Origin of the sequence: Pontibacter anaerobius (assembly GCF_026241195.1) — a bacterium.
GTDB classification, from domain to species: domain Bacteria; phylum Bacteroidota; class Bacteroidia; order Cytophagales; family Hymenobacteraceae; genus Pontibacter; species Pontibacter anaerobius.
This window is the reverse complement of the sequence record NZ_JAPFQO010000004.1, coordinates 76,077-101,363: the sequence shown is the minus strand read 5'-3', so window position 1 is coordinate 101,363 and position 25,287 is coordinate 76,077. Positions and strand designations below refer to the sequence as shown.

The window sequence follows — 25,287 nt, the reverse complement described above, 5'->3', positions numbered from 1 at the left end:
AGTTTACGTAAAAGCCTTACCGGAAGACACTCTTTTCTTTCCTCGCCATAAAGTATAACACTTGCTTCTTAGCAAAACCGAATAGTAATACTTGGGGTGGTGGAAGAAAATTAAAAGTATAAGGAGTCAGTCAGGTTATACTTTGGCTCATGAAGGAAAAGCTTTACGAGTACATTTTAATCATTCTGCCAAAAATACCCGTACAATAAAATCAGCATGGAGAATACAGATCGATGTATCACTTAATAGAAAGGAGAAAAACATGCCACAAGGAGATAAGTCGGCTTACACAGATAAGCAGAAACGTAAAGCAGAACATATTGAGGAAGGATACGAGAAACGCGGCGTTAGCCACAAAGAAGCCGAGAAACGTGCCTGGGCCACTGTTAACAAGCAGGACGGCGGCGGCAAGAAAAGCGGATCCGGCAGAAAGAGTCATTCCGATTAATAATTTAGCGTAAACAGAAAAAGGGGCCAGGTATAAATCCTGGCCCCTTTTTCTGTTTACGGGTAATTGTTTGTGTGCTCGGTCGGGTCATCGTAGTCAGGGTCTATGGCAGGAGGGGTATCGCGAAGCACCCTGTTGTGGGAGTATGGCCGCTGTGCCAGACGATGGCGCGATTGTTTGCTGTACCCATACTTCTTGTTTTGGCTGCGCTTGCTCCACGCCGACCAGGCTAGCCCTGCAAGCGCTACTGCGCCAGCCACGGCCAATATCTTCGGCACCGGGTTACCTACAGGCGGGGGTACCGATACTACACCATACTCATCCACAACGGCCGGCTCATGCACATAGCGGCCGTGTTTGGGTACAGCCACAAGCCAGAAGTTATGCACTAGGTGGTCTAACTGCTCGCGCAGCTCTGCGCCTCGCATCGGCATACCGTGGCCGGCTGCGGCTATCTCCGGTTTCAGGTTATTCAGCTCTTCTACGGAGTGGTGGGCAGAGCCCCAGTCTGGAGTATAGTAGGCCGGCGGGCCATGCACCTCTTTTTTCTCCGTCATCACGGCCAGGGCTGATTCTCCGTTGCGGGTCACAAAGGCATCCCCTACAATCAACACCCGGTCCTCTTCCCTGAAGAGGGAAATGTGTCCTGGGCTATGCCCCGGCGTGTGTATCCAGCGCCACCCTTCCAAAACCGGCACGCTGCCATCTGTGGGTAGCAGTTCTATGCGGTTCCTGATGTTGATCGGCTTCTTAGGGTAAGAAAAAGACATGTAAGCCATGGCGCCGCCCCCCACACTCGGGTCTGGTGGCGGGTAGTTCGATTGGCCTGTCAGGTACGGCAACTCCATTGGGTGGGCATATACGGGCACATCCCATTCCTCTGCCAGCTCTTTTACAGCGCCGATGTGGTCAAAGTGGCCGTGGGTAAGAATTATGGCACCCGGCCTGGCATCCTGGCCAAAAATTTCGGCGGCGGCCTGTTTTATCTTGCCTGCCGAACCGGGCACTCCCGTGTCTATCAGCACCCAGGAGCCATCGGGGTTTGCTACAAAGTATAGGTTTACAAAAACTGTTTTGAGGCCCCACACCCGTGGGGCAGCGGTAAAGGTGTGTTGATTGCCGGTTATGTTCCGCGCTGATGTTGCCTCCATAAGCTTGTTATTATGTAAAAATGAACCTGAACTTGTACTTACGGAACATCTGCCTCTTAAGCTGCCAAAAGTGGCAAGACCAGTTGTTTTTATACTTAAATTGTAAGCCTGGCAGGGTTTATACTTGAGGAGGCATACTTTTTGTACTCGATGTGGTAGGCTGCCGGTAAAAGCAGTTGCAGAGTTTCCTGTTTTGCAGGAATTATTTATATTGGAGCAAAGTTTACTTAATATGGTTAATTTATTCGTACCCCCAAGCTATATGGCCGTTTACGCGAAGTGCGTAGATGCGACCATGCCAGCCTTCGAGCCTGAAGAGTGGATTGAGGAAGGAAAGGTGTACCCGGTAAAGCACTTCACGGAGCCCCTGAACCAGGGCGAGGGATTTGCTGTAACGATCATGGATGAGGATGGGATCGAGATCCATCCGTCGCCGTCGCACTGGAGTTTCGCTTCCACCCGCTTCGAACTGTATACCCTTCACCTGAACTAGACCAAAATCTGGAAATTTACGTTAAACTATAAAGGCTGCCTCGGGCAGCCTTTTTTATAACCTAATTGTTGGATAGTGTAGCGTAGATTTTTACCCATCATGAGTGCCGAAGAATTTAATGAGTTGCCGCCACACTTGCAGGCAACACTGGCCATAGACCAGGGCCATTACCTGCATCACCGCATTAAAGGGTGGTGTAAAATTGACCTTTACTGGCTTCACGATTTTTATGTGGAACTCTGGTTTCTGTATGACCTGAAGAGCATTGGCCTCGTGCGCGCTCTCACCAGCAACCGCCAACTGGAGCCTTACCTCGAAACCATCAAACTTAAACTGAAGACCCAGAAGAAAGATAACTAAGCTGTAAAGGCTGGCTTTAACGTGTACTTTTCATAGCGGCTGCCACAGGCCGGGCAGCGTGCGCCTGCCTCAGCAAGTATAAATGCCGTCGGCGCAAGTTGAGGCTCATTCCTTATTTCCCCTGCAAGTATTATCCTGGGCTTTCTGCACTTCCTCAAATCCTTACACACAAATATCACTGCCACCACATCTCCAAAATGCCTATCTTTGGGTATGAGCAGAAACTTACTTTTGATAAGCACCTCTACCACGCACGGCACCGGTTACCTGGAGCATGCGGAGCAGCAGGTAAAGACCCTGCTGGAGGGTAAAAAAAGCATTTTGTTTATACCCTATGCCCGTCCGGGCGGTACGTCGCACAAGGATTACACGGCCAAGGCGCGTGAGGCTTTTGAGAAGTGGGGCATCAGTGTGAGCGGTGTGCACGAGTATGACGACCCGGTAAAGGCCGTGAAAGAGGCGGAGGCTGTCTTTATTGGCGGCGGAAACACGTTTGTGCTGCTGCGCCAGCTGTACCAGAACAAGCTGGTAGAGCCGCTGCGGGAACGTGTGCAGAAGGGCATGCCCTACATGGGCACGAGCGCCGGCACCAATGTGGCGGGCAGAACCATTGGCACCACCAACGATATGCCGATCGTGCATGTCAAGACCTTCGATGCGCTGCAACTGGTGCCGTTCAACATCAACCCGCACTTCCAGGACCCGGACCCGAACTCCACGCATATGGGCGAAACGCGCGACACCCGCATCGCGGAGTTCCACAACCATAACCGGCAGCCGGTGATCGGGTTGCGGGAGGGCAGCATGCTGCGTGTGCAGGGCGATAGGATGACGTTGATGGGGCCTCATTCGGCACGTGTTTTCCTTCAGTCTGAAAAGCCAATGGAATTCAAACCGTCTGATGACCTGAACTTCCTGCTTGAAGTATATGAGGCTTAGTCCCCATTTTAGAAATTATAAATTAGCAGAAATTGAAAAAGGCACTCCTTCATGGTAGTGCCCTTTTCACTCTCAACTTTAGCCAAATTTACTCTTAGTTGCTAGCCCTCTTGTCGAGGCGCTTTAACAGCATTTTTGTGAAGTCCCGCTCACCGCGGTATAGTTTAATGAGCTGCTTGTAAGATATGATCTTCAGGTACTTATCCGCATACTCTTTCTCCAGTTCCAGCTCTTTCTCCTTGGTTACGAACATGTTGTCGATCCGGGTTTTGGCCTCCTGGTCGCTGAGCTCCTCCACATCCTGGCGGTAGCCGCTGCGGTAGCCTTTGATCAGGGTGCGGCGCTTGGCCTCATACTCGTTGTAGAGCGGCCAGAACTTCTGCGATTGCTCGGCGCTAAGGCCCATCTTGTCGGTTAGGAACGCTGTTTTGGCAGCCTCCACGTTCTCTCTGCGCTCATGGGTGCGGCTGTCCTGGGCCATGGCGGCGGTGCTGCCAAAAACCAGGGCACAGCATAAAAATAAAAACAAGGTATAATGCTTCATGGGTGAATTAGTAATCAATGTCGTGTAGGTTATAGTATTCCAACTCCTCTTCGGCAGCGGTGGCACTAACATTTAGCACTTCGGCCGGCAGCTCCTGCTCGCGCAGCGTGTTCAGCTCGGCGAAGTCGGTTGTCTCCAGTGTGGCGTAGGTGCTCAGGTAGTCCACTATGGCTGTGTCAGACACTGCGGCCAGGTTCACGATCTGCTCTTCGGGCTGCGTTGGCATGCTATAAAAGTACACGCCCACAAACAGCAGCATTAGTAGCAGCGGGGCCACGGCCAGGCGCAGTGGGCGCCATAGGTTAGGCAGCCAGGCCTGTTCCTGCCCGCGGGAGGCAGTTCGCTCCATCACGCGCATGGGCAGGCGGTCAAAGTAGCCGTCCGGCACCTGGTAAGGGTTGCGTTTTGGTATGTCGCTGAGCTTAAATTCTTTCTTCATTCTTGAATGACTCTATCTATTAGAGTAAGCTTATACTTTATAGTTTAATCCTCCTTCAGAAATTCTTCGATTTTTTTTACGGCGATGTGGTAAGATGCCTTCAAAGCCCCTACGGATGTACCCAGTATGTCGGACATCTCCTCATACTTCATCTCGTCAAAATACTTCATGTTAAACACCAGCCGCTGCTTGTCGGGCAGGCGTAGGATAGCCTTCTGCAGCTTCTGCTGCACCTCATCGCCAGCCAGTTCCGGGCTCGACTCCACCTTTTCCATCAACTCTGCGGTAACATCGTTCAGGGGCAGGAAAAATTTTCTTTTTTTGCTTGAAAGGAAGGAGAGGCACTCGTTGGTGGCAATACGGTAAACCCAGGTATAGAGCTGGGAATCCTGGCGGAAATTGTCCAGGTTTTTCCATACTTTCAGAAACACGTCCTGGGTCAGGTCGTCGGCATCGTCATGGTCTATCACCATCTTGCGGATGTGCCAGTAGATCTTCTCCTGGTACTTGCGCACAAGTTGGTTAAAAGCCATGTTGCGGCTCTCGGGCTGGGCGAATTTCTCAAGTAGCTCTTTGTCTTCCAAGGTATGACGGCTGCAGGGGAGATGTTGGGAGTAGCAGTACTTGCTATTTTTCTCCTTCATTGCAAATATAATGGCTTTGCCTAAAGGTTTGGCAGTTAGTTCTAATCTTTAGCCCAGAGTTGAGAGTTCTGATTTCTCTTGCACCTCCGAGGCGGGGGCTTTCTGCTGATGATTGTCATCAACTAAAGCAGGGGAGGGAGTTTTCGGGAGATGATTAACCCACCCCCGCCCCCGCCGGGGAGGGGAATTTCACCTCTCCCCAGCCCTCTCCTTTTCTCGAGGGCCCCTACCCCCAAAACAGGAGAGGGAGTCCGGTTCAAGTAGTATAGTGATGGCTATCGAATCTGATCCCAGTCTTTCCGTTGAGCGCCTTGTGAGATCCGGTGCCGCGCGAGCGGCAGCGCCCTGGCGCAGGAGGGAACACCGCGCGATGCGGGAAGACGAGCCCTCCCGGGCTGGAGGGAGCCAAGGCCAGAGGTGAAACGGTAGGTTTGTAAGACTGAGGATGAGCAGTAACTAGTAAGTATAGTTTGTGTAAAGCAGCAGCTAGGGAAGTATAAGTATGCGGATTGGGAAATCCGCGGCAGAAAGGTTCCGGACAAGGATGTCCGGAACAGCGGGTAGCTTAGCTCAAGTTAAAGGAAGCAGCGGTCAAAGTATAAATCGACAGGTATAAATCATCGTCAAAGTATAAAATAGGGCTACAGTTGCATTGCAAACTCAACACCATAAAAGACACAAGTATAAATACTTGCGCAAGAAAAGGTTTATACTTTAGCTTGAAATAGCAGATCTCCCTTGGGTAAACAGCAAGTAAATAAAAAAAGAGGGAGATGCCGCGGCACCTCCCTCCAATTATCTACGGTATAAAACCTATTTCTTTCTGCTGATGACGCGCTCCACGGCGGCCACAATGTCATTCTCGGTCAGGCCATACTTTTCCATCAGCTCTTCTGGCGTGCCAGACTCCCCGAAGGTGTCGTTTACGGCCACATACTCCTGCGGGGCAGGTTGGGTGGTGGCCAGTGCCTGTGCAATGCTGTCGCCGAGGCCACCGAGGCGGTTGTGCTCCTCTGCCGATACCACGCAGCCCGTCTTGGCTACAGACTTCAGTACAGCCTCCGTATCCAGTGGCTTGATCGTATGGATGTTGATGATCTCAGCCGAAATGCCTTTGTCTGCCAGTAGCTTACCGGCAAGTATGGCTTTCCAAACCAGATGGCCGGTGGCGAATATACTTACATCCGTTCCCTCGTTCAGCATCACCGCTTTACCGATCTCAAACTTCTGGTCGGCAGGGGTGAAGATAGGCACTACGGGACGGCCGAAGCGCAGGTAAACCGGACCCTCGTGCTCGGCGATGGCCAGTGTGGCGGCTTTGGTCTGGTTATAATCACACGGGTTGATCACGGTCATGCCGGGCAGCATTTTCATCATGCCGATGTCTTCCAGGATCTGGTGCGTGGCACCGTCCTCGCCCAGGGTAAGGCCTGCGTGCGAGGCACAGATCTTCACGTTTTTGCCGGAGTAGGCCACCGACTGGCGGATCTGGTCGTACACGCGGCCGGTAGAGAAATTGGCGAAGGTACCGGTAAACGGAATCTTGCCTCCTATGGTCATACCTGCGGCCAGGCCGATCATGTTGGCCTCGGCTATACCTACCTGGAAGAAACGCTCCGGAAACTCTTTCTGGAAGGCACCCATTTTAAGGGATCCGATAAGGTCGGCGCAAAGGCCTACCACGTTCGGGTTTTTGCGGCCCAGCTCCAGCAGACCGTCGCCAAAGCCGGAGCGCGTGTCTTTTTTCTCTGTATAAGTATACTCTTTCATCTGTGTGTTTTTTCTAAAGCTTATGGAGGGCCGCTCTCTCAGTTTATACTTCAGGAAGGCCTCTTTATCTGTTAAAAATCTTTACGGTTGTTGTTGCGCCCGACCGGATGGTAAAGTCCTGCACAAAAGTGAACTTACTTGATTGCGAGGACTTCATTCTGTACACCAGTTTATACTTGCCAGGCTGCAGCGCCATGGTTAGTTTGCTGTTATCTTCCGGCAGGTTGCATAACCAGCGCTGGGCACCGCTCTCGTGCAGCTCATACACGCTGCCGTAGCCCTGAACCTGCGATGGTATGGCCAATTGCCCGGGTGGCGGGATGGTGATGGTATTGGTCTCTCCTTGCTTTACTTCCACGTTGCGCATGATGATGCGCGGCATTGTCAGGATTTCCAAATCATACTTGCCAGCCAGATACTTGTGTTTGTAACCGAAGGTTTGCACGTTAAGCGTTTTGTCAGAGCCTGCGGGGCGCACAATGGTGTTCAGGATGCGGTACGGCGATGGGCCATCTTGGCGCAGGTAGAGCTCCCCCTGCGGTGCTTTAACCTTTATCACGTTGTGCTTGCCGGGCTTAATCTTGAGGTTGCGTTCCAGCACCGGTGGTGTGGTGTTCACCAGCAGGTGGTAAGGCAGGAGTGCATCCACATCCAGCACGTCGGTTTTGCCCTTGTCGTCCAGGAAGTGCACGTAATCATACTCCGCCTCACCGGTCAGTGTGTTCACAAAGGTCATGTTCACGCCTGTTTCGCGAGGGCGGCCCTCCTCATCCAGCAGCTCCACGCTCACGGTTGTTTTGCTCAGCGTTTGCGTCACGATCTCGGTCAGCACCGTTTCGAAGGTTTTGATATCGGCGGCGTTGAAGTACTGGCCGATGCAGTTGAGCTGCTGCTCCTGCTCCGGCTCAATGCCGATACCGATCACGAAGGGGCGCAGGAAAATACGCTTCTTCTGCAGTGCCTCCGAGGTGGCGCACGGGTCACCGCCGCAAGACTCCAATCCATCCGTAATAAGTATGACCACGTTGCGGGAGCGGTCTTCCGGAAAATCGCCTGCGGCCTGCTGCAGCGAGTAGGTGATCGGGGTATTGCCCCGGGGCACGATCGCCTTCAGCTCTTTTTTAATGGCCTCGGCATTGTTCTCGCCAAAAGGTACCTCCAGTTTGGTGTCTTTGCAGTCGTTTCGCTCGCGCCCGTACTGGTGGCCATACGCCCGTAGCGCCACCTCCACGTTTTCGTAGCGGTCCAGCGAGTCCACCAGGTGGCTCAGCAGGTTTTTGGCTACGGCCATGCGGTCGCTGTTCTCCCACTTGGCCATCATACTTCCGGAGGCATCCAGCAGAAAAAGGATGCGTGTTTTAGGCTGTGGTTTTTTCTCCTGGGCAAAAGCAGCCCCTGTTGCCGAGAACATCAGCAATAAAAGGAGGGCGGCTATACTTTTGCTCCAGCTTACCATGCGCTAAAACCAGAAGGGGTGTATGGGGTCAGGCTATGCAAGTAAAAATTAATAGTCGGATGCTGATTCCACGGCAAGCTGCTGCAGGGCTATCTCCAGCTGCTCATCGTTTGGTGCCACGCCGTGCCACTTGTGCGAGCCCATCATAAAGTCTACCCCGTAGCCCATCTCTGTGTCCATTAGGATTATGACCGGCTTGCCGTTTCCTGTGGCCGCCTTAGCATGTTCCAGGGCGGGTAGCAGCAGCTCGAAGTTGTTGCCGTCGGCCTCCAGCACATGCCAGCCAAAAGCTCTGAACTTGGCAGCAAGGTCACCCAGGCTCATTACCTCCTCGGTAGAACCGTCTATCTGCTGGCCGTTTCTGTCCACTGTGGCGATGATGTTGTCTACCTTATGATGTGCGGCATACATGGCGGCTTCCCAGATCTGGCCTTCCTCCAACTCGCCGTCGCCCATCAGCACATACACCAGGCTTTTGTCTTTATTCAGTTTCTTAGTCTGCGCCGCCCCGAGAGCTGCTGACAAACCCTGGCCCAGTGAGCCGGAGGAAATGCGAACGCCCGGAAGCCCCTCATGGGTAGTAGGGTGGCCCTGTAACCGTGAGTTAAGCTTACGGAAGGTGGCAAGCTCTTTTATGTCGAAGAAGCCGGCGCGCGCCAGTGTGCTGTACCAAACCGGGGAAATGTGCCCGTTTGAGAGGAAGAAAAGGTCTTCGCCCTGTCCGTCCATCGTAAAGTCGGTGCTGTAGTTCATCATCCGGAAATACAGCGACACGAAGTAGTCTGTGCAGCCAAGGGAACCACCTGGGTGGCCTGAGTTTACGGCGTGCACCATGCGCACTATGTCGCGGCGAACCTGCGCGGCGGTCTGCTTCAGCTCTTCGATGCTTAGGTTATGTGGATTCACGTTAGTTTATTGTTTTGGTTAAACGGTATAATTGCTTTGTTGCCGGGTTTCTAATTGTCTGGTTTATACTTCAAAGTATAAATCCAGCGGCGCTTTAAACTCATACCCTGCAACAGGTATACTTGTACTGATTTCCAAATATAACAAAAAAACGCAGCTGCGGAAGGTGGCAGCTGCGTTTATGTTTTACTTCAAAATCTGGGAGGCATGGTCCTTGGTTTTCACTTTCGTGATGATGTTCTGGATGGTGCCGTTCTCATCAATGACGAAAGTATAGCGCATGGTGCCCATGTATTTGCGGCCATACATCGATTTCTCCTGCCAAACGCCATATTGCTCCACGATCTGCTTATCGGTGTCGGCGATCAGGGTGAAGGGCAGCTCATACTTGCCGATAAAGTTCTGGTGCGATTTCTCCCCGTCTATACTTACCCCGATCACTTCGTAGCCTTCCTGCTGCAGGTTGCTGTAGTTGTCGCGCAGGTTGCAGCTCTGGGCGGTGCAGCCGGGGGTGTTGTCTTTGGGGTAGAAGTATAAAACCACTTTCTTGCCGCGGTAGTCGCTCAGCTTCACGGTGTTTCCATTCTGATCTTTGCCTTCAAACTCAGGCGCTTTGTCTCCGATGTTGAGTGTCATAGTTCTTTTTTAGGTATCTCGTAGCCCGAGATGTCAAGCTTTTGATGTCGTGCTACGTATTTCGGTGTCAAATCAAATTCTGGTAGTATAGGTGGCTTCGTTGCCGGCGTTATCCTTCACCTTCAAAACTACCTCACCGGACAAAGGTATACTTTTGTCCAACTTCTCGGACCAGATGGTGGCGTTTTTGTGCTCATACTTCATCAGTATCCATTTTCCGTCTACCCACGCGTTAAACGAGTTCAAGCCTGACAGGTCATCTGAGATTTTAAAGCTGATGCCGTTACGGCTCTTGCTGATTAACCTGATGTAAGGCTCCTTGGTATCTTCGAGCACTTTAAACTTACCCATGTTTTTGGTGTAGAAGGTGATGGTGTTGCCCTCCCATTTGCCGCCGGTAAAGCCACGGCCCCGCCCGGTGCCCAGGAAGTATACCGCCGCCTTACGCTTGTCTATACCGGTAGTGTCTGCCTTAATGGTCACTTTCACGGCCTTGTGCAGGGGGGTAAAGTAATCGCCGATCGTGTACACGCCCTTGTCCAGGTTGGTATGCAGGTACAGCGTATCGTACAGCGACTGCTTGTCGAAGGACACCTTCAGGTAATCGTTTCTAAACTGGAAATCCTGCGCCGGCGGAACCATCTGCTCCAGGCCAATACTGGTGTTCAGGCCGCAGAAGCGCATGGAGTCCGGTATTCCGGCACGCAGGTCATACAGGCTTACCGATACGGAGTTGTTGATATAACTCGGTACCAACATCATCGTCTTTCCGCCCTTAAACAACTCGATGTTCTGTGGTGTGCTGCTGGTGTCAGTAGCGCTTATCTTCAGCACATTCCCGATCACTTCATAAGCAATGTCCGGTTTCTTTACACTGGCAGACTTGGTTTGTGTAAACGAGGGTTTCTGCCCCTTTACCGTAAAGCTGAGGGTAGAGGTGTTGTTATAAGAATCGCGGGCCACCAGTTTTACCTGGTACACTGAATCCGGCTGCACTTTTAGTCGGCCATCATACCCATTGGCTTTGTAGAGTGGCAGGTCGTTGCCGTGGTCCACAAAGGCTTTCTGGAACGTTCGGCCACGGCGTTTGTACTGGTCGTAGTTTATGTGCTGCGACACTTGACGCGAAAGCTCAAAAGGCACCCTGTCGATGTAGTGGGTGTACAGCTGCTCGCCGTTTACAAACAGCGTTACCTCCTGGGTGCCGTTTTTGTTTGTGGCGCCGTCCAGGCGGTCAATGGTCTGCAGCTCTAACCCGACCAGGCCATGGGCAAACACGGTATCGGCCAGGCTATAGTTGGTGCCCACCTGCTTTGTGCGCAGCTCGGCCCGCTCAAATGCATTGCCTACACGGGCATGTATGTTAAGCGGCGAAATGCCTATACTATAAATATCTGGTGGGGTGGTGTCGAGTACCTCTTTAAAAGTATAGCGGAGCGGGTTGTAAAGGCGGTCCTCCTTATCCCGGATCTCAAAATGCAGGTGCGGGCCACCTGAGCCGCCGGTGTTGCCCGACAGGCCGATCACGTCGCCACGTTTCACAGGGAACTGCCCCGGCTCCGGGAAAAGCTCCAGGTCAAATACCTGCTTCTCGTACTGCTTCTGCAGCATGTAGTCGGCCAGCGGCTTGTAGTACTCCAGTAGGTGGGCGTAGGTGGTTACCAGCCCGTTCGGGTGCGTTACGTAAATGATGTTGCCATACCCGTAGCTGGATTGCTTTACCCGCGAGATATAGCCGTCGGCGGCGGCGTGTACGTTTAAGCCCACACGCTGGTCGGTTTTAATGTCAAGCCCACCGTGGAAATGGTTAGAGCGTATCTCGCCCATCGTACCTGACAGGTAATTGCGCTCCCCCGGCTTTATCGGGAACAGGAAATAATCTGCCGGGGCGGGCATAGCCGGTTCGGCGGGCATCTGCGCCATGGCGCCAAAGCCGGTAAACACAGTAAGTATGGCTGTGGCAAGCCGCTTCTTATTTAACTTCAAAATCGAGGAGTTTCTTGTCTTCAACATATCCTTCCAGCCTGTCTCCAATTTTTACGGGGCCTACGCCCTCAGGTGTACCTGTATATATAATATCTCCCTTTTTCAGGGTAATAAATTTAGAAATGTAAGCAATGATGTCGTCAAAATCGTTCATCATCATCTTTGAGTTGCCCTGCTGTTTTGTCTCGCCGTTCACCTCCAGCCTGAAGTTTATGTTCCGCAGATCCGGAAAATCTGACAGTGGCAGGAACTCTGAAACAGGAGCGGAGCCGTTAAAGCCTTTGGCCAGTGTCCAGGGCAGGCCTTTGCTTTTGGCTTTTGCCTGTATGTCGCGGGCCGTAAAGTCTATGCCCAGGCCTATGGCATCGTAGTACTTATGTGCGAATTTCTTCTCGATGTTCTTGCCCTCGCGGCTGATGCGCAGAATCAGTTCTACCTCGTGGTGGATGTCGTTGCTGTATTCCGGGTAGTAAAAGGGCTCATTGTTGCGCAGCACGGCTGTGTCGGGTTTAAAAAATATCACAGGCTCGTCGGGTACCTCGTTTTTAAGCTCGGCAATATGATCGGCATAGTTCCTGCCGATGGCTAATATTTTCATGTAAAGGAATTTTACGGTTCTATTTTCAAAAATAGGATTTATAACGCAGAGGCCCAGTAAATCGATGAAAAAAATATCTGCGGAACAGTGTGTTATGGTTGCCCGCACCTAAACTTTCCTGCTGACATCAGGTGCAATAATACCGGCTCTACGAATTATAACTCTGACAAGGCAAGGTATCGTATACTTGTGCAGGAACCTTGCTTTAAAGCCGCTGAGACTGAGTATGTCAGCTCAGAAAATGGTTTTTGAAGTATAGATTTATGCTAATTTGTTCATATAATTGCGATAGGTTTTCTTAAAATTGGTTCAAAATTTGAAGCCCGTTTTAGAAAGCCACTAAAATTTTACGAAGATGTATAAGAAAATTATTGCGTTTACAATAGCTGTGGTCACGTTTGTGGCCTGTACAACGGTACCGATTACGGGCCGCCGACAGCTAAACCTGGTGTCTGATGCGCAGATGCAGTCGCTGAGCTATGATGCCTACGATCAGTTTCTGAAGGAACACAAACTATCGCGCGACGCCCAGGCTACGGCTATGGTGAAGCGTGCCGGCCAGCGCATACAGCGGGCCGTGGAGGAATACATGGCTGCCAACGGCCTGTCGCAGGAGCTGCAGGGCTTCCAGTGGGAGTTTAACCTGATCGAGGATGAGCAGGTGAACGCATGGGCTATGGCAGGCGGTAAAACCGTGGTTTATACCGGCATACTTCCGGTAGCCCAAAACGAGACGGGCCTTGCCGTGGTGATGGGCCACGAGATTGCCCACGCCATTGCCAAGCACGGTAACGAGCGCATGAGCCAGCAGCTGGCGCAGCAGTTCGGAGGCCAGACCTTATCGGCACTAGCTGGTGCTCAGCCGGGTACGGCACAGAACCTGGTGATGGCTGTATATGGAGTAGGTTCGCAGATAGGCCTACTCAAGTATGGACGTACCCAGGAGTCAGAGGCCGACAGGCTTGGCTTAATTTTTATGGCGATGGCTGGATATAATCCAGAAGAAGCTGTACCTTTCTGGCAGAGGATGGAGGCGAAGAGCGGAGGCCAGGCCCCGCCGGAGTTCCTGTCCACACACCCAAGCGCCGGTACCAGGCAGGCAGACCTGAAAAAGCACATGCCTGAGGCGCTGCAGTATTACAAGCGCTAAAAACCTTACCACATGACCACAGACAAGAGAAGCCACTCGTTTGGCGTTACCCTGAACAGGGGCAGGTTGCTGTACCTGCTGTTCTTTCTTCTTCTGGCCTCTTCGGCCTGCTCCACCCGTGAGTTTATACAGGAAGAAAGTACTGTGAACCCGGAAGACGCTGAAGAGGTGGCGGAGATACCCTATGACGGGAAGCTCTTGGCACAGGTCGTGTTTGATACAGTAGATTACATTGTGCCGACAGAGCAGCTGATGCAGCCCTTTATCCGTGAGTTCGGAGATGGTACGGTGGTGGATAAAGTGATGATCCGGAAAGTGCAGGAGACAAAGGAGGATGAGCCTGCTTACTACCTGGTGGGTTTGGGCATGCAGAACGGCGCTTACAGAAGTATGGCGCTGGAGCTGGACCTGGCCGCAGACAATAGCCTGTACTTAAGCAGCAAAGGAGCCCGTCATATTTGTAAGTCCTCCGCTGGCTGTGGCTTCTGTTACTTCACGTTTTCGGGTAACCGTATAACAGGCTGCCAGTGCTCCTCGCGTGCTCCCGGAAATAACTGTGAGCACCGTTACTCTGAAGGGAATACCCTGCTGAAGGATCAGGCAGTACGCTCCAGCCGTGAGCGGAATGGCAAAAATCGATAAGAATGATTTATACTCTAAATGAGAAGGGGCAGCTAAACTTTAGCTGCCCCTTCTCATTTTATTGCTCTTTAATCTTTAGTTACGATACCTGCATGCCACGCAGCCTGATGCGCGTCAGGATCTTTTTGGTGAAAAGCGGGAATTCGCTTTTCATCATCCAGTCGTAATAGCTTGGCTCCTTCTGCAGCACTTCCTCCACCGGCACATTCTTATACTTCCCGAAGTTAAAAACCTCTTGGCCGGCGTTGTTGTACACAATGCGACCCGACAGGTCAGCGGTTTTTTGGAAGGTGAACTTGTGCAATGCACCCATGTCATTCTGCACCGGGTACTCTGTTGTACCTTCCGATGTCTCAAAAGGCGTTTCCTGGTAGCGGTCCAGCTGGGCTTTCAGTATCTCATAGGTAGCCACGGTGTCGGCCTCGGCGCTGTGGGCGTTGTCCAGGGTTTTGTTACAGTAGAACTTGTAGGCCGCCGACAGCGTGCGCTGCTCCATCTGGTGGAAAATACGGCAGGCATCCACAATGTTGCGGTTCTCAATGTCGAAGTCAATGTCGCAGCGCAGAAACTCCTCTGCCAGCAACGGAATATCGAAGCGCAGCACGTTGTAGCCACCCAGATCACAGCCCTCCAGAAACTTGTTCAGGTCGTGGGCCACCTGCTTAAAGGTAGGGCAGTCGGCCACATCCTCGTCATAGATCTTATGGATCAGGCTCGACTCCAGCGGAATCGGAATAGTGGGGTTGATGCGGCGCGTTTTCAGGATTTCCTCACCGTTCGGCATTACTTTAAGAGCGCTCAGTTCCACGATGCGGTCCTTCCCAATATCGGTGCCGGTGGTTTCGAGGTCGAAGAATACGATGGGGCGCTTGAGGTGTAGTTTCATACGTTGTTATGCTTTCAGAACCGCCTGCGTTAGCGCCTCCAGGTTAATGTTGTTATAGGTGCCTGAGCTCATCAGCAGCAGGTTGGCGTTCTGCCAGTTGTGCTCCAGCAGGTGCTGCTGCAGTGCCTCCGAGTCGGTGTATACTTTCAAGTTAGGGTTTCTGAAAGCGTCTTTCAGTTCCTGCTCTGTCAGCATTTCCATGCGCTTGTGCTCCAGGGTTTTCGGGCTGAAGAACACGATCGGCTCATCAGCCAGGTCCAGGGCTCCGGCATACTGCGGTATGAACTTCTTGTTGAGGCTGCTGAAGGTATGGAGCTCCAGCACCGCCACCAGCTCACGCTGCGGAAACTGTTTCTTCACGGCCTCCGTGCTAGCTTTTACCTTGGATGGGGCATGGGCAAAATCGCGGTAAATGTTGGCCGTAGCCGACTCACCCAATTTCTGCATGCGTTTGGCCGCTCCTTTAAAGGTTTTCATGGCCTCGTAAAAATCGTGGGCTTTCACGCCGATCTTTTTGCACACTTCCTTGGCCGCGTTCAGGTTGCGCAGGTTGTGCTCCCCGAACAGCTGCACCTCCACATCACCTTCTTTCTTGGTGTGCAGGATGGTTTTGCCGTTGCGGATGCTATGCTCGTGCACGCCGTAACCGATGTAGGAGATGTCGGCCGGGTTGCGTGGCACGCTCACCAGTTGCACCTGCTCGTCGTCCTGGTTGTAGATCAGCGTTCCGGCCTTTGGCGTCATCTCAGCAAAAATGCGGAACTGGTCGCGGTATATGTCCGGGTCCGGGAACACATTGATGTGATCCCAGCTGATGCCGCTGATCACGGCAATGTGGTGGTAGTACAGGTGGAATTTCGGGATTCGCTTGATCGGGTCAGAAAGGTACTCATCGCCCTCAATAATAATCACCGGCGCATCGTCCGACAACTTCACCATACGGTCAAACCCTTCCAATTGCGCGCCCACGGCATAGTCGAATTTGCGGCCCAGGTGCTGGAGCACGTGCATGATCATACTTGTGATGGTGGTTTTGCCGTGGCTGCCGCCAATCACCACGCGCTGCTTGTCGCGGCTCTGCTCGTAAATAAACTCCGGGAAAGAGTAGATCGAGATGTTCAGCTCCTGCGCACGCTTCAGCTCCGGGTTGTCGGGGCGGGCGTGCATGCCAAGTATAACCGCGTCCGGTTTGGTGTCCAGTTTCTCCGGAAACCAGCCTTCCTGCTCCGGCAGAATGCCAGCGGCGGCCAGGCGGCTTCTGGCTGGCTCGTAAATCTCATCATCCGAACCCGTCACTATCAGGCCCTTATCGTGCAGAGCCAGCGCCAGGTTGTGCATGATGCTACCGCCCATGGCAATAAGATGTATGTACTGAAAATCCTTCTTCTCCATATGCAACTCTTTGGTATACTCAATCAGACAAAGTTATAAGTACTTAGCTAATTTAAAATAGCTATACGTTAATATGTGGATACTTTGTGGATATGTGTATATTGGTGTGGATATCCTGTGCAAAGCTGGCCGTGTTTGTGTTGAAAGGCCGGTTGGCAATTTTTACGAACATTTTTCGGGCGCGGGATATATAAGGATATATCTTTGTGCTTATGGAGGAGATGAAAATGAATGTGCGGCCAGCAGGCAACCGCAACGGATGGCAGAAAAAAGCCCCCGTTATTTCGGAGCTAGGCAAGAAGCCGCCACAGGCACTTGATTTGGAAGAGGCCGTGTTAGGCGCTCTGATGCTGGAGAAAGACGCGCTTACGAACGTAATTGATATTCTGCGTCCGCAGAGTTTTTACAAAGAGGCGCATCAGCGTATTTTTAAGGCAATTCTGGCCCTGTTCGATAAATCGGAGCCAATCGATATCCTGACAGTGACGCAGGAACTGCGGGAGCACGGGGAGCTGGAGCTGGCCGGGGGCGCTTACTATGTAACGCAGCTGACCACACGCGTAAACTCCGCCGCCAACATCGAGTACCACGCCCGTATCATCACGGAGAACTCCATCAAGCGCGATCTCATTTCTATTTCATCCGAGGTGCTTTCCAGCGCCTTCGAGGATACCACCGACGTTTTCGAGCTGCTCGACAAGACCGAGGCAAAGCTGTACGAGGTATCGGAATCCAACATCCGCAAGAACTTCGACGACATGCGATCGCTCATGCACCAAGCCATCAAGGAACTGGAGGAGAAGCGCAAGCAGTCTGACGGTCTGACCGGTGTGCCTACTGGCCTGACGGCGCTGGACCGCGTTACGTCCGGCTGGCAGAAATCTGACCTGGTTATACTTGCCGCCCGTCCTGCGATGGGTAAAACGGCCTTCGTGCTTTCGGTGATGCGCAACGCCGCTGTGGACTTTGGCAAAGGTGTGGCGATATTCTCGCTGGAGATGTCCTCGCTGCAGCTGGTGAATCGTCTCATCTCATCCGAGGCAGAACTGGAATCTGAGAAAATAAAGAAAGGCAGCCTGGAAGAGTATGAGTGGGCACAGCTCAACCATAAAATCGCAAAGCTTACCGAGGCGCCGATCTTTATTGATGATACCCCAGGACTTTCCATCCGTGAGTTGCGTACTAAGTGCCGCCGTCTCAAGGCGCAGTACGACATCCAGATGATCATTATTGACTATCTGCAGCTGATGAGCGGTAATGCGGACGGCAAGGGTGGCGGTAACCGTGAACAGGAGATTGCCTCCATTTCACGAGCCCTGAAGATGCTGGCGAAGGAACTGAACGTGCCGGTTATTGCGCTGTCGCAGTTGAGCCGTGCCGTGGAGACCCGTGGCGGCGACAAACGCCCGCAGCTATCTGACCTTCGTGAATCCGGTTCGATAGAGCAGGATGCCGACATGGTGTGCTTCCTGTACCGTCCGGAGTATTACGGCATCACCGAAGACGAGATGGGCAACCCGACGGCAGGCGTGGGAGAGGTGATCATTGCCAAGCACCGTAACGGCTCGCTGGAGAACGTGCAGTTGAAATTTATCGGAAAGTACACTAAGTTTACCAACCTGGATGATGATTTCGGCGGAGGTGATGGTATGGGTGGCTTTAATGCGCTGCCAAACAGTACCTTTGATACAGAAACACCGGGCGCCATACGCTTAGGTAGCCGCATGAACGATGGCGGCAGCGGGGGAGGTTTCCCTACTTCTAGCTTCGATGAGGAACCGCCATTTTAATGTATAAATAACATAAGACAATAGATCTTGAGTAAGGTGCGTTATAGAACCACATTGCCAAAGTATATCAACTTATAAACGAATAGCCAAAGGAAGATTAGCCGCTGCGCCACTAGCCAGTGGCTTTTCTGGTTTTAGTGGGTTTTGAGTGAGGTAGTTATACTTGGTACTTAGACTATACTGGCCCTCCCGCTGTTCCGGATATCCTAGTCCGGAACCTCTCTGCCGCGGATTTCCTAGTCCGCGTAAGGTAAGCTTTATACTTGCATAAAAGCTACTTCCTTCATACTTGAAGCAAGCTGTTTTTGCCGTTTCTTCCCTGCATCACAAAGCCCCTCTAGCGCAAGTCTCCAGACTTGTGTCTTATAATGAAGTTGAGTTTGTAACTCAACTGGCTTCTAAAGCCATACTTTTACTTTGGCTATACTTTATACTTGTCTATACTTTAGCCGCTGCTTCCTTTAGCTTGAAACAAGTTATTCTTGCTAGCTGCTGCTGATCCTCAGTCTTACATACCTACAGTTGCATCTCCGACCTTGGCTCCCTCCAGCCCGGGAGGGCTCGTCTTCGGGCATCGCGCGGTGTTCCCTCCTGCGCCAGGGCGCTGCCGCTCGCGCGGCACCGGATCTCACAAGGCGCTCAACCCAAAGACTGGGATCATATTCAATAGCCGCCGCTGAAAGAGCTTGAGCTGGGCACCCTCTCCTGTTCTGGGGGTAGGGGCCCTCGAGAAAAGGAGAGGGTTGGGGAGAGGTGAAACTCCCCTCCTTGGACTACCGAGAACGTGAGTTCGAAGGTAGCGAGCGTAGCTCTGAGGGGCAGGGGTGGTTGGATAATCGTTTACTGTAATTCCCCACCTCGGAGGGGTTAGGGGTGGGTTCATCATTCCCAGCTCTAAACTCTTAACTTCCTGTAAGTGCAAGGTTAATCACCTGCAGAACCCAACCTGATGCCTCCGGCCTCAGTGAAGTCGGAGACTTCACATCATTGGTAGGACAGGAGCCGGGAGACGCGCGCCAGAAATAAACAGCGTGTTGCTGAACAACCCTTTCCAACAACTTACCCTGCAAATCAAGATTCTGACAAATAGACTAAAGCTCTAGCTAAAGTATAATTCCATCCTCATTATGCAACTCTTTTGGCTTTGCAATTGTGTTGCAAGTGAAAGTATAGCCGGGCTGCGTTTTTAAGCTCCTAAATTCTAATTAACTTAAGCCCCTCATTTATTACCTTTGCTTCAATGAAAGTAGGAATCATTTTCGGTGGCCCATCGCGCGAGCGTGAGATCTCGTTTGCTGGTGGCCGTACGGTATACGATAATTTAGACAAGTCTCTTTTCGAGGCCGTTCCTGTGTTTGTGGACAGCCTGGGCAATTTCATTCTGCTCGACTGGCAGTTTATTTACAAAGGCACTATCCGCGATTTTTATCCGCCGGTGGAGGCGCTGCCGGAGAGTGAGCACGGCCTGCAAATTTACCTGGAGTCGCTGGGCGAACTGAGCATCGAGGAGCAGGATAAGATCATCGCCAAAGCAGGCAAGCGCCTGCAACCAACCGAGTTCAAGCAGCACTTTGACTTTGCTTTCCTGGCACTGCACGGCCCCTACGGCGAGGATGGCAGCATACAGGGCTTGCTGGAGTGGTACCATATCCCGTATTCAGGCTCGGGCATACTTCCATCAGCCATCGGTATCGACAAGGCGGCGCAGAAAGAGATGCTCAAGCAGCATGGCTTCCCGACTCCGGATTACAGAACCATACAGTACGCTCACTGGAGCGACAAGCAAAACCGTCGTCAGATATTCGAGCAACTGAAGGCCGACCTGAACCTGCCGCTAGTACTCAAAGCGCCGCACCAAGGGTCTTCTATCGGTGTTTCCATTATCAAGGAAGATGATTTTAATGCGTTTGAGGCCGGCGTGGAGCGCAGCTTCTTCACCAAAACCATTTACAAGAGCCACTGGCTGGTGATGGGCGAGGAGAAGCAGCTGATGAGCATGAAGCAGTTGGTGGATATCCGCGAGGGCATTGGCATGCCGGTGGTTTTAGAGGATGGCCAGATCATCTACCACCCGGAGGAGCTTTTTAACCACATCAACCATACTTTCAGCACAACGGCTACCGATAGCATCACGCTCTCCAACGTGGAGCACGAGCAGCAGGTGCTGGTGGAGGCATTTATCCAGGGCAAGGAGTTCTCCTGCATTGTGGTGCAGGATGAGCAGGGACAGCCGATCGCGTTGCCTCCAACCGAGATTGTGAAAGGCAGCGAGGTGTTCGATTACCGCTCCAAGTACCTGCCGGGCCTGAGCCGCAAGATCACGCCGATCAACCTGCCAACAGAGCAGATCCAAAGTATAAGGCAAGCTACCAGCAGACTCTTTAAGGCCTTTGGCTTTAACGTGTATGCCCGTCTGGATGGCTTTATCACTGATAACGGCGATATTTTCCTGAACGACCCGAACACGACCTCGGGCATGCTGCCGTCGTCGTTCTTCTTCCACCAAGCCGCTGAGATCGGGCTGAACCCGTCGCAGTTCCTGACTTACATTATCCGCACCTCGGTGGCAGAGCGCCTGAAGACCGGTAAGGATACCGTGAAGCTGACGCGACTGCTGCAGCAGCTGGATAAAAGTATAAAAGACGAGCAGGCGCACCGCCAGGAGAAAATCCGGGTGGGGGTGATCATGGGTGGGTATTCTTCCGAGCGCCACATTTCGGTGGAGTCCGGACGCAATATTTACGAGAAGCTGTCGTCTTCTATAAAGTATGAGCCGCTGCCCATCTTCCTGACCGGAAGCAACGAGGCTCACCGTTTGTACTCGATTCCGATCAACATCATGCTGAAGGATAACGCCGACGACATCAAGGAGAAGGTGCTATACTTTGAGCAGGGCGGGAAGCCGCACCCGGTGCTGGCCCAGATTACAGAAGAGGCATCAAGTATAACGAAAAAGTATACGGGCCGCAGCCTGCAGGACCCGCAGCGCATCACCTACGATCAGCTGAAAAACCTGGTGGACGTGGTTTTCATTGCCCTGCACGGCCGTCCGGGAGAGGATGGGGCGCTGCAGCAGGAACTGGAGAAGCTGCACATCCCGTACAACGGTTCCGGCATCCGCTCGTCGCAGATCACCATCAACAAGTATGAAACTAACGAAATTCTGGCCAAACACGGCGTGCTGGTAGCACACCACAAAATGGCAATGAAGGAAGATTGGTTGCGTGATAAGGAGGCTTTTTATCAGAGCCTGGAGGCCGAGTTCCATTACCCGTTCATCGCCAAGCCTGCCGACGACGGCTGTAGCTCTGCGGTGAAGAAGATTAAGAACCGCCAGGAGCTGGATGCCTTCTCTACGCTCATCTTCCGGGAGATGGAGGAGCTGGACACGGACTGTGCCCGTACCTTGTCGCTGGGCTTTAAGGAGGAGTTCCCGAACAAGGCCGGCTTCCTGGTGGAGACGCTCATCAGCAGAAATGGCGCGAAGCACTTCCTGGAGATTACCGGCGGTTTGCTGACAAAGTATAGCCCGGACGGAACCGTGAATTACGAGGTGTTTGAGGCCTCGGAGGCTTTGGCCGAGGGAGAGGTGCTGAGTCTGGAGGAGAAGTTCCTGGCCGGTGAGGGGCAGAACATCACGCCTGCCCGCTATGCTGCAGACTCGGAGCGCCGCCAGAAGATCTCGGACAAGGTGAAGGAAGACCTGAAGCACGTGGCTCAGATTTTGAACATAGAGGGCTATGCCCGTATCGACGCCTTTGTGCGCGTGCTGGAGAACGACGAGGTGGAGACCATCATTATTGAGGTGAACTCGCTACCAGGCATGACGCCGGCTACCTGCATCTTCCATCAGACCGCCATCAACGGCTATAAACCATACGACTTCATTGACCGCATTCTGAGCTACGGCATAGAGCGCACCCGCATGAAGGCAGAAATTTAAGATTTAGAAAGTTAGCAAGTTTGGGAGTTAAAGATTTTAAAAATCATCCTGATACCTAACAACCAGCAACCAAGCATACAAATGTTTAAATCGAATTCATTTTTAGGTGTGATAGGACACCTCCTGGTAATGGGCGTAATTGTGGCGGCTCTGATATTAGGCTTTTTCTACTATTACCTGCCTTCCACCACCAACCATGGCGAAAGCATCTCGGTGCCGAAAATAGCCGGTATGCAGTTGCAGGATGCCGAGACCCTGCTGGAAGAGCAGAACCTACGTTACTTCATAAACGACTCCACGTACAAGCCGGACCTTGAGCCCTTTCAGATCCTGACGCAGGACCCGGCGCCGGGCTCCAAAGTGAAGGAGAACCGTAAGATCTACATCTCGGTGAACATGAAAAACCCGCCGATGATCAAGATGCCAAGATTGATTGACGGGTCGGTAAAGAACGCGGAGCTGATTCTGAAAAGCTATGACCTGCGCAAAGGCAAAATCACCTATGTGCCGGACCTGCAGCAAAACGCCGTTCTGAAGCAGTTTGTGGATGGCAAGGAGGTAAAGCCAGGCGACATGGTGCCGAAAGGTGCATTGGTGGACCTGCACGTGGGCGATGGCTTGGGTGATACAGAGTTTGAAATGCCGAAGGTGGTAGGAATGCCGGTAGATGAGGCGTCTGTGCTGCTGGTAGGGCAGGGGCTGCAGATCGGCAACATTATTTACGTGCAGGGCAGCAATGAGCCGGACGGAACAGTGGTAAAGCAACGCCCCTATGCAGAGGTGGGTGCTACGATTCGCGTTGGCGAGCTGGTTGACCTGTGGGTGGCTGGCCAGGAGCCGGTGCAAGGGATTGAGTAAGCTTTTTAAAGTATAAACAGGAGCGCCTGCCAGCAATGGCGGGCGCTTTCGTTATAAAGACTGGCAACCTTATGGTTTGCATCAGAGTAGCGGAAATGCTACCTTTTGCTTCAATTTTATACTTCGGATGAAAAAACAGCTGGCGCTTATACTTTTTATACTTGGCTGTGCTGCCGCAGAGGGCACTGCACAGGCCGTGTTGCAGCCCCTGCAGCAGGAGTTGCGCCAGCCACAAAAGTATAAACCGGCGGCAAAGCAGCTGCGGCAGGCGGCGGAGCAGAGCCTGCCTTTTTTTGATGATTTTGCCCAGGCTGATACGCTTGTCACTACCCGCTGGAATGGCCGGGGCGTTTTCATCAACAACCGTTATGCCCGCGCACCCATCACCATAAACGTGGCTACATTTGATGGGCTGGACGCCAACGGCAGAGCCTATGCCACCAATTCCTTAGCCGCCGGTCCTTCCGATACATTAACTTCTGAAACGATACTTTTGGGCGGCCTCACGCCTGCCGATTCGGTATACCTGAGCTTTTACTGGCAGTCAGGTGGTTTGGGCGATGTGCCGGACCAGACGGAGAGCAACCTGCGTTACCTGGCGCTGGAGTTTCAGGATAACACCGGTGCCTGGCAGGAAGTATGGCGCCAAGCGGCTGTAGGCGAGGTAACAGACTTTGCTCAGGTTTTTGTGGGGCTGAAGGAGGCAAGATTTTTCCATAGCGGCTTCCGGTTCAGGTTCCGAAATGTGGGCTTGCGCAATGGTATGGCCGATGTATGGAATGTGGATTACGTGGAGCTGGACAAAAACCGCCGCAAGGGGCAGAATACCACCCGCGACATCGGCATCAGCCAAAGTATAAGCAGGCTCCTGAAAAACTATACCGCTATGCCTGCGCGGCAATTCCGTGAGAATCCGGAGGCTGAGTTGGCCGAAGAGGTACGGGCCACGCTCAATAACCTGGGCGATTTCCCGGGTGCCATTAGCTGGAGAGGCTATATGCGTAATGCAGGGGCTACCGCCGCTGATACCTTTCTGCGCGAGCAGGCCCTGATACCGGGCCTGGCGCGACAGTACGAGATCAGTGGTACGCCTTCGCTGGAAAACATCAACCTGCCAGCCAGCGACAGCTTTGCCCTCGTGCACGGCATCCGGCTCGATACGAAGGAGCAAAACGCACAGCAGCGCGCCAACGATGTAACCGAGCGCAGCACAGCGTTTGCCGATTATTACGCCCTGGATGATGGGACGGCTGAGGCAGGCTTTAGCTTTCTGGGCACGGGCAACACGCAGGTGGCCCAGCGCTTCGACCTCAACCTGACAGATCAGGTGAGGGCATTCCGGGTATACTTTCCGAGGGTCGGGAATGATATCTCGGGTACGTCCCTCACTTTCAGGATTTGGGAGAATGACAACGGCGTGCCTGGCAAAACGCTGCACCAGCAAAGCTTCCAGGTACAGTACTCAGACTCGTTGAATGGCTTTTACGAGGTGGAACTGACGCAGCCTGTGCGGGTGCAGGGTAGCTTCTACATCGGCTGGACGCAGCCAGGCAGCAGGTATGTCAACATCGGGTTCGATAAAAACGAAAATGCCACCGGCCGGCGGTTTACCTACACGGCATCAGGTGGCTGGGCTGAGGAGACATCGCTGGAGGGAGCCATTATGATGCGCCCCGTAATGGTGGGGGAGGAGCCTTTGGGTGTGGAGGATGACTTGTACAGTGCTGCTATGCTTGTATTCCCGAACCCGAGTCGGGGCGAAGTATACCTAAGCGAGCCGTTTGAGCTGGTGCAGGTGTATGATGCGCTGGGGAGGCAAGTATTCAGCCAGAAGTATAAAAAAAACCTACAACCGCTAGAATTAGGGCATTTGTCACCGGGAGTTTATACTTTGCGTATTCAAAATAGAAAAGCAGTAATCACGAAAAAAATAATTCTAACTAAACTATGATCGCATCAGCAGACATTACCGCAGAAGAACTGAAGGAGCGCTTGAACAAGGGAGAAACTCCTGTTATTATAGATGTACGCGAAGACTGGGAGTACCAGGAGGCAAGCATACCAGGAGCGCAGAACATACCGCTCGGCGCATTGCCGCAGCGCCTCGATGAGCTGGAGAACCTGAAAGATAAGGAAGTGATTGTGCAGTGCCGCTCAGGTGCCCGCTCCGCCTCTGCCAGGGCTTTCCTGATGCAGCAGGGCTTTGGCAACGTTCGTAACCTGGTAGGTGGCATTATGGCGTACCAGGGATAAGTA

23 protein-coding genes are annotated in these 25,287 nt (G+C 52.6%); 11 read left to right on the top strand and 12 right to left on the bottom strand.

The window, feature by feature from the left end; all coding sequences use genetic code 11:
* Positions 1-262 precede the first annotated feature (262 nt).
* Positions 263-448 carry a hypothetical protein gene (locus tag OO017_RS07925; RefSeq protein ID WP_266051933.1) on the top strand — a complete coding sequence of 62 codons (186 nt, stop codon included), beginning with the start codon at positions 263-265 and terminating at the stop codon, positions 446-448.
* Positions 449-504: 56 nt separating this feature from the next.
* Here OO017_RS07925 and OO017_RS07920 read toward each other — a convergent pair whose 3' ends face one another.
* The gene (locus OO017_RS07920) at positions 505-1,599 is read right to left on the bottom strand and encodes an MBL fold metallo-hydrolase (RefSeq protein WP_266051932.1); all 1,095 of its coding nucleotides are present in this window, start codon (positions 1,597-1,599) and stop codon (positions 505-507) included.
* A 232-nt stretch (positions 1,600-1,831) separates the two neighbouring features.
* Here OO017_RS07920 and OO017_RS07915 point away from each other — a divergent pair, with 232 nt between their 5' ends.
* The 3 genes from OO017_RS07915 to pepE all read left to right on the top strand — a co-directional run bounded on the left by OO017_RS07915 (position 1,832) and on the right by pepE (position 3,391).
* Positions 1,832-2,092 carry a hypothetical protein gene (locus OO017_RS07915; protein ID WP_266051931.1) on the top strand — a complete coding sequence of 87 codons (261 nt, stop codon included), beginning with the start codon at positions 1,832-1,834 and terminating at the stop codon, positions 2,090-2,092.
* Between the two features lie 99 nt (positions 2,093-2,191).
* On the top strand, positions 2,192-2,452 hold the full coding sequence (locus OO017_RS07910; protein WP_266051930.1) for a hypothetical protein: 261 nt from the start codon (positions 2,192-2,194) through the stop codon (positions 2,450-2,452).
* Between the two features lie 213 nt (positions 2,453-2,665).
* Entirely contained in the window at positions 2,666-3,391 is a 726-nt protein-coding gene (gene pepE, locus OO017_RS07905; RefSeq protein ID WP_266051929.1) for a dipeptidase PepE, read from the top strand.
* 94 nt (positions 3,392-3,485) lie between these two features.
* On the opposite strand, the gene OO017_RS07900 is transcribed toward pepE, so the two are convergent.
* The 9 genes from OO017_RS07900 to OO017_RS07860 form a co-directional block, all read right to left on the bottom strand.
* Positions 3,486-3,935, bottom strand: coding sequence for a Spy/CpxP family protein refolding chaperone (locus OO017_RS07900; protein WP_266051928.1), 450 nt, complete (start codon positions 3,933-3,935; stop codon positions 3,486-3,488).
* A gap of 7 nt (positions 3,936-3,942) precedes the next feature.
* Positions 3,943-4,374: a hypothetical protein gene (locus tag OO017_RS07895; protein ID WP_266051927.1), complete on the bottom strand. Its 432-nt coding sequence runs from the start codon at positions 4,372-4,374 to the stop codon at positions 3,943-3,945.
* Positions 4,375-4,418: 44 nt separating this feature from the next.
* The gene (locus tag OO017_RS07890; protein ID WP_266051926.1) at positions 4,419-4,958 is read right to left on the bottom strand and encodes an RNA polymerase sigma factor; all 540 of its coding nucleotides are present in this window, start codon (positions 4,956-4,958) and stop codon (positions 4,419-4,421) included.
* An 873-nt stretch (positions 4,959-5,831) separates the two neighbouring features.
* Positions 5,832-6,788: a transketolase family protein gene (locus OO017_RS07885; RefSeq protein WP_266051925.1), complete on the bottom strand. Its 957-nt coding sequence runs from the start codon at positions 6,786-6,788 to the stop codon at positions 5,832-5,834.
* Positions 6,789-6,852: 64 nt separating this feature from the next.
* The gene (locus OO017_RS07880; RefSeq protein WP_266051924.1) at positions 6,853-8,244 is read right to left on the bottom strand and encodes a vWA domain-containing protein; all 1,392 of its coding nucleotides are present in this window, start codon (positions 8,242-8,244) and stop codon (positions 6,853-6,855) included.
* Positions 8,245-8,292: 48 nt separating this feature from the next.
* Positions 8,293-9,150 (bottom strand): transketolase, encoded by an 858-nt coding sequence (locus tag OO017_RS07875; protein WP_266051923.1) that lies wholly within the window; start codon positions 9,148-9,150, stop codon positions 8,293-8,295.
* 186 nt (positions 9,151-9,336) lie between these two features.
* Positions 9,337-9,786 (bottom strand): thioredoxin-dependent thiol peroxidase, encoded by a 450-nt coding sequence (bcp, locus tag OO017_RS07870; RefSeq protein WP_266051922.1) that lies wholly within the window; start codon positions 9,784-9,786, stop codon positions 9,337-9,339.
* A gap of 72 nt (positions 9,787-9,858) precedes the next feature.
* The gene (locus OO017_RS07865; protein ID WP_266051921.1) at positions 9,859-11,772 is read right to left on the bottom strand and encodes a M23 family metallopeptidase; all 1,914 of its coding nucleotides are present in this window, start codon (positions 11,770-11,772) and stop codon (positions 9,859-9,861) included.
* Positions 11,759-12,370 (bottom strand): fumarylacetoacetate hydrolase family protein, encoded by a 612-nt coding sequence (locus OO017_RS07860; RefSeq protein ID WP_266051920.1) that lies wholly within the window; start codon positions 12,368-12,370, stop codon positions 11,759-11,761. The genes OO017_RS07865 and OO017_RS07860 overlap by 14 nt, the downstream gene beginning before the upstream one ends.
* Positions 12,371-12,725: 355 nt before the next feature.
* On the opposite strand from OO017_RS07860, the gene OO017_RS07855 reads away from it, so the two are divergent.
* Both OO017_RS07855 and OO017_RS07850 read left to right on the top strand, forming a co-directional pair.
* A complete protein-coding gene (locus OO017_RS07855; protein WP_266051919.1) occupies positions 12,726-13,520 on the top strand; it encodes a M48 family metallopeptidase in 795 nt (264 codons plus the stop codon).
* Positions 13,521-13,532: 12 nt separating this feature from the next.
* Positions 13,533-14,162, top strand: coding sequence for a hypothetical protein (locus OO017_RS07850; protein ID WP_266051918.1), 630 nt, complete (start codon positions 13,533-13,535; stop codon positions 14,160-14,162).
* 79 nt (positions 14,163-14,241) lie between these two features.
* Here OO017_RS07850 and OO017_RS07845 read toward each other — a convergent pair whose 3' ends face one another.
* The gene (locus OO017_RS07845) at positions 14,242-15,048 is read right to left on the bottom strand and encodes a 3'-5' exonuclease (protein ID WP_266051917.1); all 807 of its coding nucleotides are present in this window, start codon (positions 15,046-15,048) and stop codon (positions 14,242-14,244) included.
* A gap of 6 nt (positions 15,049-15,054) precedes the next feature.
* On the bottom strand, positions 15,055-16,440 hold the full coding sequence (locus OO017_RS07840) for a UDP-N-acetylmuramate--L-alanine ligase (RefSeq protein WP_266051916.1): 1,386 nt from the start codon (positions 16,438-16,440) through the stop codon (positions 15,055-15,057).
* A 212-nt stretch (positions 16,441-16,652) separates the two neighbouring features.
* Between OO017_RS07840 and dnaB the strand changes: the two genes are divergently transcribed.
* From dnaB to OO017_RS07815, 5 genes are all read left to right on the top strand, one after another.
* Entirely contained in the window at positions 16,653-18,230 is a 1,578-nt protein-coding gene (gene dnaB, locus OO017_RS07835; RefSeq protein ID WP_266051915.1) for a replicative DNA helicase, read from the top strand.
* Positions 18,231-19,470: 1,240 nt separating this feature from the next.
* Positions 19,471-22,173, top strand: coding sequence for a D-alanine--D-alanine ligase family protein (locus OO017_RS07830; RefSeq protein WP_266051914.1), 2,703 nt, complete (start codon positions 19,471-19,473; stop codon positions 22,171-22,173).
* Positions 22,174-22,281: 108 nt separating this feature from the next.
* Positions 22,282-23,031 carry a PASTA domain-containing protein gene (locus OO017_RS07825; RefSeq protein WP_266051913.1) on the top strand — a complete coding sequence of 250 codons (750 nt, stop codon included), beginning with the start codon at positions 22,282-22,284 and terminating at the stop codon, positions 23,029-23,031.
* A gap of 127 nt (positions 23,032-23,158) precedes the next feature.
* Positions 23,159-24,982 carry a T9SS type A sorting domain-containing protein gene (locus OO017_RS07820; RefSeq protein WP_266051912.1) on the top strand — a complete coding sequence of 608 codons (1,824 nt, stop codon included), beginning with the start codon at positions 23,159-23,161 and terminating at the stop codon, positions 24,980-24,982.
* Positions 24,979-25,284: a rhodanese-like domain-containing protein gene (locus OO017_RS07815; RefSeq protein ID WP_266051911.1), complete on the top strand. Its 306-nt coding sequence runs from the start codon at positions 24,979-24,981 to the stop codon at positions 25,282-25,284. Before OO017_RS07820 ends, OO017_RS07815 begins: the two co-directional genes overlap by 4 nt.
* The last annotated feature ends 3 nt before the right edge of the window (positions 25,285-25,287 follow it).

Bases quoted from the DNA above. Each gene is read 5' to 3' on its own strand.
- OO017_RS07925 (WP_266051933.1), top strand. From the start codon at position 263: ATGCCACAAGGAGATAAGTCGGCTTACACAGATAAGCAGAAACGTAAA.
- OO017_RS07920 (WP_266051932.1), bottom strand. From the start codon at position 1,599: ATGGAGGCAACATCAGCGCGGAACATAACCGGCAATCAACACACCTTT.
- OO017_RS07915 (WP_266051931.1), top strand. From the start codon at position 1,832: ATGGTTAATTTATTCGTACCCCCAAGCTATATGGCCGTTTACGCGAAG.
- OO017_RS07910 (WP_266051930.1), top strand. From the start codon at position 2,192: ATGAGTGCCGAAGAATTTAATGAGTTGCCGCCACACTTGCAGGCAACA.
- pepE (WP_266051929.1), top strand. From the start codon at position 2,666: ATGAGCAGAAACTTACTTTTGATAAGCACCTCTACCACGCACGGCACC.
- OO017_RS07900 (WP_266051928.1), bottom strand. From the start codon at position 3,935: ATGAAGCATTATACCTTGTTTTTATTTTTATGCTGTGCCCTGGTTTTT.
- OO017_RS07895 (WP_266051927.1), bottom strand. From the start codon at position 4,374: ATGAAGAAAGAATTTAAGCTCAGCGACATACCAAAACGCAACCCTTAC.
- OO017_RS07885 (WP_266051925.1), bottom strand. From the start codon at position 6,788: ATGAAAGAGTATACTTATACAGAGAAAAAAGACACGCGCTCCGGCTTT.
- OO017_RS07880 (WP_266051924.1), bottom strand. From the start codon at position 8,244: ATGGTAAGCTGGAGCAAAAGTATAGCCGCCCTCCTTTTATTGCTGATG.
- bcp (WP_266051922.1), bottom strand. From the start codon at position 9,786: ATGACACTCAACATCGGAGACAAAGCGCCTGAGTTTGAAGGCAAAGAT.
- OO017_RS07860 (WP_266051920.1), bottom strand. From the start codon at position 12,370: ATGAAAATATTAGCCATCGGCAGGAACTATGCCGATCATATTGCCGAG.
- OO017_RS07855 (WP_266051919.1), top strand. From the start codon at position 12,726: ATGTATAAGAAAATTATTGCGTTTACAATAGCTGTGGTCACGTTTGTG.
- OO017_RS07850 (WP_266051918.1), top strand. From the start codon at position 13,533: ATGACCACAGACAAGAGAAGCCACTCGTTTGGCGTTACCCTGAACAGG.
- OO017_RS07845 (WP_266051917.1), bottom strand. From the start codon at position 15,048: ATGAAACTACACCTCAAGCGCCCCATCGTATTCTTCGACCTCGAAACC.
- OO017_RS07840 (WP_266051916.1), bottom strand. From the start codon at position 16,440: ATGGAGAAGAAGGATTTTCAGTACATACATCTTATTGCCATGGGCGGT.
- dnaB (WP_266051915.1), top strand. From the start codon at position 16,653: ATGGAGGAGATGAAAATGAATGTGCGGCCAGCAGGCAACCGCAACGGA.
- OO017_RS07830 (WP_266051914.1), top strand. From the start codon at position 19,471: ATGAAAGTAGGAATCATTTTCGGTGGCCCATCGCGCGAGCGTGAGATC.
- OO017_RS07820 (WP_266051912.1), top strand. From the start codon at position 23,159: ATGAAAAAACAGCTGGCGCTTATACTTTTTATACTTGGCTGTGCTGCC.
- OO017_RS07815 (WP_266051911.1), top strand. From the start codon at position 24,979: ATGATCGCATCAGCAGACATTACCGCAGAAGAACTGAAGGAGCGCTTG.